We start from the raw sequence: 2,322 nt of genomic DNA on the forward strand, positions 1-2,322 counted from the left end.
GACCCCGACCACCTCACCCGCCCGCACGGTGAACGTCACGTCGGTCAGCCGCCCGGGCACGGTCACTCCGGAGAGCACCACGGGCGGCGGCCGGTCCACCAACGACCTTTCCCTGCGCGGCGGTTGCTCCGGTCGGCCGCCCAGCATCGCCGACACCAGCTCCGGTACGTCCACTTCGGCCCGCTCCACGCCCGCCAGGACGACCCGCCCGTCCCGCAGGACCGTCACCCGCCGCGCGAAGCGCATCACCTCGTCCAGGAAGTGGGAGACGTACAGGACGGCGATGCCCCGGTCGGTCAGCGTGCGCAGGACGCGTTCGAGGCGGTCGACGGCGGTGGCCGGGAGTGCCGACGTGGGCTCGTGAAGAGGCTCAACTCCTGGGAGACGACGGCGATCCGGGTGTCCTTGGCCGACCGCACCGTCCCGCCGTCCGCGCCCAGCGTCCCCGACAGGATGCGCACCAGCGTGGACTTCCCGGCGCCGTTCTCACCGACCAGCGCGTGCACCTCGCCGCCGCGCAGCCGGATCGACGCACCGTCCAACGCCCGTACCCCGCCGTAGGACTTGACCAGTTCCTCCGCCACGAGGATGTCGTCGTGGACCATGTCAGCGGGCGTCCTTCAGCGGCTTGAGGTTGGCCGCCTGGTCGCCGAGGAGCTTGTCGATCGTCGGCTTGTACCAGTCGTAGGCCGCCTGCGCCGACTTCTGCCGGGCGATGATGTCGTCGATGTTGGACGAGTCGACGACCCCGCCGGGGGACAGGAACCAACCGTCCGGCAGCTTCCCCTTCTTGTCGCGTACGGCCTCGATCAGCATCGCCGTCGACAGGTAGCCCTTGAGGAAGTGCTGCGGGTCGATGGTCACGAAGTTGGAGCCGTCCTTCACGGCGTCCAGGGTCTTCGGGTCGACGTCGAAACCGGCCGTCAGCCACTTGCCGTGCTCCGCCTTCTTGATCTTGGCGAGGTTGTAGCTGTCCGCGTCACCGACGCCGAGGAAGGCGAGCGCGTCCGGGTGCGCGTTCACCTGCGCCGACCAGGAGCTGTAGTTCTGGCCGGGATCGCTGTACGTCTGGAACGGTCCCAGGACCTTGACGCCTGGCGCCTCCTTCTTGAACGTGTCGGAGATGCCCTTGGCCCGGTTGTCGAGCACCGGCGTCCCAGGGTTGGGCACGCCGATGACGATCTGGCCCTTGGGATTGGTGCCGAGCCGCTTCAGCGCCTCCTTGGCCATCAGCTCGCCGAGCGCGTAATTGTCGTTCCCCACATAGAAGCCGACCTTGCTGCCGTCGGTGGGCGAGGTGTCCAGGGCGACGATCGGGATGCCCTGGTCGACGGCGCGGGCGGCGGGCCGGGTGAAGATCGGCGGGTCGAGGTTCTCCAGGACGATGCCGTCCTTGGCGACCGCGGTGAGGTTCTGGAACAGCTGAACCTCCGCCGGGCCGTCCGTGTTGGGCGGTCCTACGGCCTTGAAGTCGACCTTCCCCGCGTGGCTCGCCGCGCTCTCCGCGCCGAGCACCATCTCGTGGGCGAAGTTCAGGGAGATGTTGGCGACCGAGATCCCCATCTTCAGCCGGCCGCCGCTGCCGCCGGAGTCACCGCTGCCGCAGCCCGCGGCGGCCAGCAGGACCAGGGCGCCGAGCGCCGCGGACCACGTACGTGAACGGGGGTGCATCACGGCCTCCAAAAGGCTGGACCACAGGGGGACTTGGAGCGGAGGGGGGTGGCTTGGAGCAACGAGGGGTTTGGGTCCAGGGGGACTCGGCGGACCACGGGAAGCTTCACCTGCGACGGCGTCCGGTGCGGCGCAGCGCGCTGTCGGCCGCGACGGCGACGAGGATCACCCCGCCGGTCGCGAACGACGTCCAGTTGATGGGTACTTCGAAGAACACCAAGCCGGAGGCGACGACCGACAGGATCATCGCCCCGGCCACCGCACCGACCACCGAGCCGCGGCCCCCGGCCAGCGGAGTGCCGCCGATGATGCACGCGGCGATCGCCTGCAACTCGTAGCCCTGGCCCAGAGTCGGATCCCCGGCGCCGTAGAAGGCGAGCGCGAGCGCGGCGGCGCAGGCCGTGGTGAGACCGGAAAGGGCCAGTGCCTGGATACGGGTGCGGACGACCGGGATGCCGCTGAACGCGGCGGCGTCGGGGTTGGACCCGATCGCCCGCACCCGGGCCCCGAAGCGCGTCCGGGACAGCACGACCGCCAGCACAACGATCACCGCGAGGAGCACCCACAGGGCGAACGGCACCCCGCCCGGATCCCCGCCCGCGAAGGTGAAGAACGAGTCGTTCAGGGGGAGATCGGTGATCTGCTTGCCGT

The 2,322-nt window shown here is 69.9% G+C and carries 3 protein-coding genes and 1 pseudogene; all 4 read right to left on the bottom strand.

Translation table 11 applies throughout. The annotated features are described in order from the left end of the window. Positions 1 to 246 (bottom strand): annotated as a pseudogene (locus JHN45_RS53850) (sugar ABC transporter ATP-binding protein); the annotation flags it as partial. A gap of 50 nt (positions 247 to 296) precedes the next feature. Further along, entirely contained in the window at positions 297 to 605 is a 309-nt protein-coding gene (locus JHN45_RS54595; protein WP_307783457.1) for an ATP-binding cassette domain-containing protein, read from the bottom strand. A gap of 1 nt (position 606) precedes the next feature. Beyond that, the gene (locus JHN45_RS51700; RefSeq protein WP_201056434.1) at positions 607 to 1,671 is read right to left on the bottom strand and encodes a sugar ABC transporter substrate-binding protein; all 1,065 of its coding nucleotides are present in this window, start codon (positions 1,669 to 1,671) and stop codon (positions 607 to 609) included. 106 nt (positions 1,672 to 1,777) lie between these two features. After that, on the bottom strand, positions 1,778 to 2,322 hold a 545-nt coding region (locus tag JHN45_RS51705; RefSeq protein WP_201056435.1), incomplete at its 5' end, for an ABC transporter permease.

This window comes from Streptomyces sp. MBT53, from assembly GCF_016654115.1.
Classification (GTDB): Bacteria; Actinomycetota; Actinomycetes; order Streptomycetales; family Streptomycetaceae; genus Streptomyces.

Coding starts and splice junctions, on each gene's coding strand:
- JHN45_RS51700 (WP_201056434.1), bottom strand. CDS start 1,671: ATGCACCCCCGTTCACGTACGTGGTCCGCGGCGCTCGGCGCCCTGGTC.
- JHN45_RS54595 (WP_307783457.1), bottom strand. CDS start 605: ATGGTCCACGACGACATCCTCGTGGCGGAGGAACTGGTCAAGTCCTAC.